This window comes from Caldimonas sp. (assembly GCF_046289365.1).
Taxonomy (GTDB): domain Bacteria; phylum Pseudomonadota; class Gammaproteobacteria; order Burkholderiales; family Burkholderiaceae_C; genus Caldimonas.
Map to the genome: position 1 here is coordinate 1 of NZ_JBKBVU010000153.1, position 7,363 is coordinate 7,363.

Below are 7,363 nucleotides of genomic sequence, written 5' to 3' on the forward strand. Positions count from 1 at the left end.
GGTGGCGCCTAAAGGGGGCAGAGAAGGTCGTGGGGGGTGGGGCAGGAACGTCGTGGCCCTCCCGCCCCTTCGGTGCCGAGGCAGCCGGCGCACCAGGCGCCGGGGCAGGGTCACTGGGCGCGGGCGGCGGCGGCGATGCGGTCCATCGCTTCCTTCGCGCTCATGCGGTCGCTGTTCCAGAATTGCGAGACCACGTCCTTGATCGCGCCTTCGGCGGCTGAAGGCACGGCCATCCCGTGTGCGATGGAAGGCACCAGTGTGCCGGCTTTGGCCGAGGCAACGAAGTCGCGGGCCGAGAGCTTGGCGCAGTCGTCGAACTTGGAGAGGTCCATATTCAGGCGCACCGGGATGGAGCCCTTGTTGAGATTGAACACCTCCTGGAACTCGGGTGAGACCAGCGCGGCCGCAAGGTCTTTCTGCGCTTTCACGTTGGCCTCGTTCTTGATCTTGAACATCGCGAAGCTGTCGACGTTGTAGGTGAAGGCCTGGGCGGTGCCGGGGGCCGCGGCGCAGACGAAGTCCTTGCCGGGCACTTTGCCCGCGGCGACGAACTCACCCTTGGCCCAATCGCCCATCAGCTGCATGCCGGCCTGGCCGTTGATCACCATGGCCGTGGCCAGGTTCCAGTCGCGGCCTGGGGCGTTGCGGTCGGTGTAGTCCTTGATGCGCTTGAAGGTGGTGAGCACCTTCTCCATCGTCGGGCTCTTGAGCGTGGCTTGATCGAGTTGCACCAGGGCCTTCTTGTAGAACTCCACGCCTCCCACACCCAGCGCCACCGATTCGAAGGTGGTGAAGTCCTGCCAGTTCTGGCCGCCGTGGGCCACCGGGATCACGCCAGCCTTCTTGAGCGCCTCGGCCGCGGAGAAGAATTCGTCCCAGGTGGTGGGCAGCTTCACACCGGCCTTGGCCAGCACGGCCGGGTTGGCCCAGATCCAGTTGACACGGTGCACGTTGACCGGCGCGGCCACGTAGCTGCCCTTGTACTTCAGGCCATCGGCGATGGGCTTGGGCAGCAAGGCATCCCAGTTGTTCGCCTTGGCCACATCATCGATGTTGGCCAGTACGCCCTCGCGGGCCCACTCCTGGATCGAGGGCCCCTTGATTTGCGCCGCAGCCGGTGCGTTGCCCGAGACGACACGCGACTTGAGCACCGTCATCGCCGAATCGCCGCCGCCGCCCGCGACGGCGAAATCCCGCCAGGTGTGGCCCAGCTTGAGCATCTGGCCCTTCAGGGCGGTGGCAGCCTTGGCTTCGCCGCCGGAAGTCCACCAATGCAGCACTTCCACTTCGCCCGCGGTGGCGGCCGTGCCCAGGCCCAGGGCGACACAGGCGGCCAGGGCCTGCAAGGGTTGGCGCACGAGGCGGCGGGGGGTGGGACGGGTCAGGGTCATGTCCTTGCTCCTCAGGTTGTGGATTTGCACGTTCCGCTCAGGGATGGCCGCGCAATGTTAAGAAAAAATTAAACAAACATCCAGACAGCATTAATGAGGGATTACCCGGGTTTGCCGCGGATCGCACCCCCGCGGAAACGCTGATGCTGCGATGCGACCCTGCGCTTACGCTCGGCAGGTGCCGGCGTGACTCCTGCCGCGACATTCCACAAGAAATCTTCTGGAGATGCCCATGAACCCGAACCGTCGTCGAATGATCCTGGCCGCTGGTCTGGCACCCGCCCTCGGGGCATGGGCGCCGCTGGCCTGGGCCCAGCAGGCCTTCGAATCGATCCTGATGTTCGTGCCGGCCGCCCCTGGGGGCGGCTGGGATGGCACGGCCCGGGCCATCGAGGCCGCCTGCAAGGCGGCCGGCTTGGTGGGCAGTTTCCAGTTTGAGAATGTCGGCGGTGCTGCCGGCATGGTGGGCTTGCCGCGCTTTGTGAACCAGCGCCGGGGGCAGGGCAATGCGATGATGGTCGGCGGCTCGGTGATGGTGGGCGGAGGCATTGCCAACAAGAGCCCGGTCACGATCAAGGACGTCACGCCGCTGGCAAGGCTGACGGAGGAGGCTGGTGTCATCGTGGTGCCCGCCAGCAGCCCGCACAGGACCTGGAAGGATCTGGAAAACGCCCTGCGCGCCGACCCGAGGGCCGTGAGCGTGGCCGGCGGCTCCTCGGGTGGGACGGACCACCTGTTGCTGGGGCTGATCCTGCGCGCCCTGGGCAAGAACCCGCGCGAGGCGGCCTATGTGGCCTTCGCCGGCGGCGGCCCGGCCACGGCGGCGGTGCTGGGGGCCCAGGTGGTAGCCGGGATCTCAGGCTATTCCGAGTTCGCCGAGCACATCCGCAGCGGGCGACTGCGCGCCCTGGCGGTGTCGGGCAGTGCCCGCATCCCGGGTGTGGACGTGCCCACGCTGAAGGAGCTGGGCCTGGGTGTGACGGCCGCCAACTGGCGCGGCGTATTCGGGGCCCCCGGCATCTCGGCGGCCCAGCGCCAGGCGCTGATCGACCTGCTCACCCGCATGCATGCCTCGCCGGCCTGGAAGGACGTGCTCGAGCAGCGCAAATGGACCGATGTCTTCCTCGCCGGTGATGCGTTTGCGCAGATGCTGGCGGCGGACATCGCGGCCACCGAGGCGGTGATGAAGGACCTGGGCCTGGCATGACGGGGCCGCTGCGACGGCGTGCCGGCCCGGTGTGCATGGGCCTGGCGCTGTTGGCCCTGGTGGCGCTGGCGGCCTGGCAGGTCGGGTTGATTCCCGAGCCGCCCGTGTTTGCGGCGGTGGGCCCCGCCGTGATGCCGCGAATCCTGGTGGCAGCGCTGGCGGGGCTGTCGGTCCTGTACCTGGCCATGAGCCTGTTGGGCCGCAGCAGCGATGTGATGCTGGACGAGCACGAATCACCGCTGCCAGGCCGGCAGGGGCGGGTCGCCTGGATGATCGCCGGCCTGGCGGCTTTACTGGGCCTGACACCGGTGCTGGGCATCGGGCTGGCCGGGGTGATCGCCTTCGTGAGCATCGCACGGGCCTTCAACAGCAGGCGCTGGGGCCGTGACCTGCTCGTCGGGACGATCGTCTCCTTTGCGGTGTGGGGCCTGTTCGACCGGCTGCTGGGTGTCCCGCTTGGCCGCTTCGCGAGCTTCCTGCCCTGGCCCTGAGCGCGAGCGTCCACCCCGCCCATGCTGTCGTCCCCCTCTCTGCCCACGCCATGGACACCTTCGCAGCCCTGATGGGCGGCTTTGCCGCCGCCTTGCAGCCCGAGATCCTGCTCTACGGCTTCCTGGGCTGCCTGCTGGGCACGATGGTGGGCGTGCTGCCCGGCATCGGTCCGGCGCTGACGATCGCCTTGCTGCTGCCGCTGACCTACAAGGTGCCGGCTGCCGCGATGTTCGTGATGTTTGCCGGCGTGTACTACGGGGCAATGTACGGGGGCTCGACCACCTCGATCCTGATCAACACGCCAGGTGAATCGGCCACGGTGGTGACGGCCCTGGAGGGCTACCGCATGGCCCAGCGGGGACGCGCCGGGCCGGCCCTGGCCACGGCGGCTATCGGCAGCTTCGTCGCCGGCACGCTGGCCACGCTGGCGCTGACCTTCGTGGCCCCCTGGGTGGTGGACGTGGCCTTGCGCTTCGGGCCGGCCGAATACTTCAGCTTGATGCTGCTGTCGCTGGTGGCCGTCTCGGCCGTGCTGGGCCGTTCGGTGCTGCGCGGCCTCATCGCCCTGGGGCTGGGGCTTCTGGTTGGTCTGGTGGGCATCGACCTGCAAACCGGCCAGCCGCGTTTCACCTTCGGCCGGGCCGAGTTGCTCGACGGCGTGGAGTTCACGGCCGTGGCGGTGGGCCTGTTCGCGGTGGGCGAGGCGCTGTACCTGGCCTGGCAGGGCCGGGCCGGCAAGGGCGAGGTGCTCAAGGTGCAGGGGCGGGTGTGGCTCACGCGCCAGGACTGGCGGCGCAGCTTCTGGCCTTGGGTGCGGGGCGCGGGCTTCGGGTTTCCGATCGGTGCCCTCCCAGCCGGCGGCGCCGAGTTGCCCACGCTGCTGTCGTATTACACCGAGAAGAAGCTCTCCAGGCACAAGGAGGAGTTCGGCCACGGGGCCATCGAAGGCGTGGCCGGGCCGGAAGCGGCCAACAATGCCTCGGCCGCGGGCGTGTTGATGCCGCTGTTGACGCTGGGCATTCCCACCTCGGCGACCGCCGCGGTCATCCTCTCGGCCTTCGAAAGCTATGGCCTGCAGCCCGGGCCGACGCTCTTCACGTCGCAGTCCGGCCTGGTGTGGACCTTGATCGCCAGCCTGTACATCGGCAATGTGATTTTGCTGATGCTCAACTTGCCACTGGTGGGGCTGTGGGTGAAGCTGCTGTCGATTCCGGTGCCGCTGCTTTATGCGGGCATCATCCTGATCTCCACCGTCGGGGTCTATGGTGCAGGCAACTCGCTGTTCGATGTGGGCCTGCTGTATGTCTTCGGCGTGATCGGCTATGCGATGCGGCGCTTCGATTTCCCTGTGGCGCCGCTGGTGGTGGGGCTCATCCTCGGACCGATGATGGAGCAGTCGATGCGCCAGGCGCTCACGATCAGCCAGGGCCAGTGGAGCACCTTCGTGACCCGGCCGATCTCCGGCGCACTGCTGCTGATTGCGGCGCTGCTGCTCGTGCTCCCACCGCTGTGGAAGGCCGTATCAGGGCGCAGCCAACGGTAGGCGCACCACGGCCCGCAGGCCGTGAGGCTGCACCGGCTCCAGATGCACCTGGCCGGCGTGGCGCTCGACGATCTCCTTGACGATGGCGAGCCCCAGTCCGCAACCTTGGCCGTCATGGCTGGCGCGCACGAACCGCTCGAAGACGCGCCGGTGGGCATCGGGGCCGGCCTCAGGGGGCAAGCCCGGCCCGTCGTCCTCGACCACCACCTCGGCCTGCCCCTGCGTCGCGCAGCTGCGCACGGTGACGCTGGCGCCACGTCCGGCGTAGCGCACCGCGTTGTCGATCAGATTGAGCAGCACCTCGCGCATCAGCAGGCTGTTGCCCAGGATGGGCAAAGGCTCGACGTCGCGGTCCTCGACCCCGAGGTCCACCCCGGCCTGCAAGGCTCGGGGCACCTGTTCGGCCGTGACCTCGCGCACCAGCCGGGCCAGGTCGAAGCGGCGGCGTCCGAGGGTCGCGGCCGATTCGGGCTCGGCCCGCGCCAGCACCAGCAACTGCCCCACCAGGTGGGCGGCGCGGGTGGCGCTTTCATGGACACGCTGCAGCCTCGCACGCAGCGCCGGGTCCTGCGCCTCGGCCAGGGCCAGCTCGGCTTGCGACTTCAGCCCGGCCAAGGGGGTGCGCAACTGGTGGGCGGCGTTGCTGATGAAGCGGCGTTGCGTGCTCACGTTTTCCTGCACCTGGGCCAGCAGGCTGTTGACGGCTTGGGCCAGGGCGCGCACCTCCTGGGGGGCGGCTTCCAGTTCGATAGGGGCCAGGTCGTTGGGGGCTCGGTCTTCCACTACCGCTTGCAGCCGCGCCAGCGGGGCCAGGCCGGTGCGGATGCCCCCCCAGACGATCAGCGACATCAGCAGGATCAAGCCCGACAGCGGCAAGGCGGTGTCGATCAGGATTTGCCGAGCCAGCTCCTCACGGCTGGCCCGGCTCTTGGCCAGTTGCACGAGCATGCGCTGCGGCGAGGCTTTGTCGCCATAAGTCAGGTACAAGGCAGCCACGCGCACAGGCACCCCATCGACCAAGCCGTCGTAGAAATAAGGCCGATCCAGTTGCAGATGGGGAATGGGCGGAGGCGGCGGCAGCGTGTTGTTGCCCAGGATGAACTGGCCCGGCGGTGTGCTGACCATGTAATAGACGCGGTCGTCGGGGTCTGTTTCCAAGATGGCCTGGGCAGCCTTCGGCAAGTCGATCAACAGGCCATTGTCGATGGGCTTGACCTGCTGCGCCAGCGCACGGGAGGATTGATACAGACTGCGATCGATCGCCAGATTGGCGTAGCGTGCCGCCACGCTGTAGGTGACGAAGGCGGCTGCAATCCACAGCACGAGCTGAGGAATGAGCAGCCACCACATCAAGTGGCGGTGCAGGGAGCGCCGCCCCGGGGCCAGACCCAGGCGTGCCTGCAAGGCGCTCCAGCGCGAGGGGTTCACGCTTTGGGGTCCGTTTCGAGCAAGTAGCCCAGCCCGCGCACGGTGCGGATGGACAACCCGGAGGGCTCCAGCTTGCGTCGCAGACGATGGATGTACACCTCGATCGAGCCGGCCGGTTCGCCCTTGGCCCCCGCCTCTCCGCTCCAGACCTGGGTGATCTGTTCTTTGGTGACCACCTTGTCTCGCTGGCTGAGCAGCAGCTCCAGCAAGGACCATTCCCGCGGTGACAAGTCCACCGGTTCGCCAGCGACGGTGGCTCGTCGCGCATCGCGGTCCATGAGCAGCTGTCCGGCTTGCAGCATGGCTGCATGGCCTGGCTGCGCCCGCCGCAGCAGAGCCCGCACCCGGGCTTCGAGTTCGGGAAACTCGAAGGGCTTGGTCAGATAGTCGTCGGCCCCGGCGTTGAGCCCCTCGACGCGGTGCTCCAAATCGCACAACGCGGTCAACACCAGGATGGGCTGGGCCGGCTTGCTGGCGCGCACGCGCTTGAGCACGGTCAGCCCATCGACCAGCGGCAGGCCGATATCGAGAATGGCGGCATCGAAGTGCTGGCGGTTGAGCAGGTATTCGGCCACCGCGCCGTTCTCGGCGGTCTCCACCTCGAAGCCGGCGTGTTCGAGGTTGGCCACCAGGGCATCGGCGAGGATGGCGTCGTCTTCGGCAAGCAAGAGTCGCATGCCAAAAGCTTAACGTGAAATTACAGGCTCCGTCCTGGGGCTTGCACTATGGGCGAGGACGGATCGCAGGGCCGGGTGGCCTCGATCGGCCTCGGGGGGGCAGGGGCTGAAGGCCGGCCCGCGCTGCGGGCTTTCAGCACTCGACGATGTTGACGGCCAGCCCGCCGCGGGCGGTTTCCTTGTACTTGGTTTTCATGTCCGCCCCGGTCTCCCACATGGTCTTGATCACCTGGTCGAGGCTCACATGGTGCACCCCGTCGCCGCGCAGGGCCATGCGCGCGGCGTTGATGGCCTTCACCGAGGCGATCGCGTTGCGCTCGATGCAGGGGATCTGCACCAGCCCGCCCACGGGGTCGCAGGTCAGGCCCAGGTGGTGCTCCATGCCGATCTCGGCGGCGTTTTCTACCTGTTCGGGCGTGCCGCCCATGACGGCGCAGAGGGCGCCGGCAGCCATCGAGCAGGCCACGCCCACCTCGCCTTGGCAGCCCACCTCGGCACCGCTGATCGAGGCGTTCTCCTTATAAAGGATGCCGATCGCCCCGGCCGTGAGCAGGAAGTCGATCACGCCGGCCTCGGTGGCGCCGGGCACGAAGCGGGTGTAGTAGTGCAGCACGGCCGGCACGAT

7 protein-coding genes are annotated in these 7,363 nt (G+C 68.0%); 3 read left to right on the top strand and 4 right to left on the bottom strand.

What is annotated here, in order from left to right; genetic code table 11:
- Window positions 1–110: 110 nt before the first annotated feature.
- Window positions 111–1,391 carry an ABC transporter substrate-binding protein gene (locus ACK42S_RS13445; protein WP_409708395.1) on the bottom strand — a complete coding sequence of 427 codons (1,281 nt, stop codon included), beginning with the start codon at window positions 1,389–1,391 and terminating at the stop codon, window positions 111–113.
- A 232-nt stretch (window positions 1,392–1,623) separates the two neighbouring features.
- Between ACK42S_RS13445 and ACK42S_RS13450 the strand changes: the two genes are divergently transcribed.
- From ACK42S_RS13450 to ACK42S_RS13460, 3 genes are read left to right on the top strand one after another with little or no spacing between them, the layout of a single operon-like run.
- Window positions 1,624–2,598: a Bug family tripartite tricarboxylate transporter substrate binding protein gene (locus ACK42S_RS13450; protein ID WP_409708398.1), complete on the top strand. Its 975-nt coding sequence runs from the start codon at window positions 1,624–1,626 to the stop codon at window positions 2,596–2,598.
- Window positions 2,595–3,089: a tripartite tricarboxylate transporter TctB family protein gene (locus ACK42S_RS13455; RefSeq protein ID WP_409708400.1), complete on the top strand. Its 495-nt coding sequence runs from the start codon at window positions 2,595–2,597 to the stop codon at window positions 3,087–3,089. The genes ACK42S_RS13450 and ACK42S_RS13455 overlap by 4 nt, the downstream gene beginning before the upstream one ends.
- A 50-nt stretch (window positions 3,090–3,139) precedes the next feature.
- Window positions 3,140–4,633, top strand: a complete 1,494-nt coding sequence (locus ACK42S_RS13460; protein WP_409708403.1) for a tripartite tricarboxylate transporter permease — start codon at window positions 3,140–3,142, stop codon at window positions 4,631–4,633.
- On the opposite strand, the gene ACK42S_RS13465 is transcribed toward ACK42S_RS13460, so the two are convergent.
- From ACK42S_RS13465 to ACK42S_RS13475, 3 genes are all read right to left on the bottom strand, one after another.
- Window positions 4,613–6,061: a sensor histidine kinase gene (locus ACK42S_RS13465; protein ID WP_409708406.1), complete on the bottom strand. Its 1,449-nt coding sequence runs from the start codon at window positions 6,059–6,061 to the stop codon at window positions 4,613–4,615. The genes ACK42S_RS13460 and ACK42S_RS13465 overlap by 21 nt on opposite strands.
- Window positions 6,058–6,738, bottom strand: a complete 681-nt coding sequence (locus ACK42S_RS13470; RefSeq protein ID WP_409708409.1) for a response regulator transcription factor — start codon at window positions 6,736–6,738, stop codon at window positions 6,058–6,060. The genes ACK42S_RS13465 and ACK42S_RS13470 overlap by 4 nt, the downstream gene beginning before the upstream one ends.
- Window positions 6,739–6,871: 133 nt before the next feature.
- On the bottom strand, window positions 6,872–7,363 hold a 492-nt coding region (locus ACK42S_RS13475; RefSeq protein WP_409708412.1), incomplete at its 5' end, for an L-serine ammonia-lyase, iron-sulfur-dependent, subunit alpha.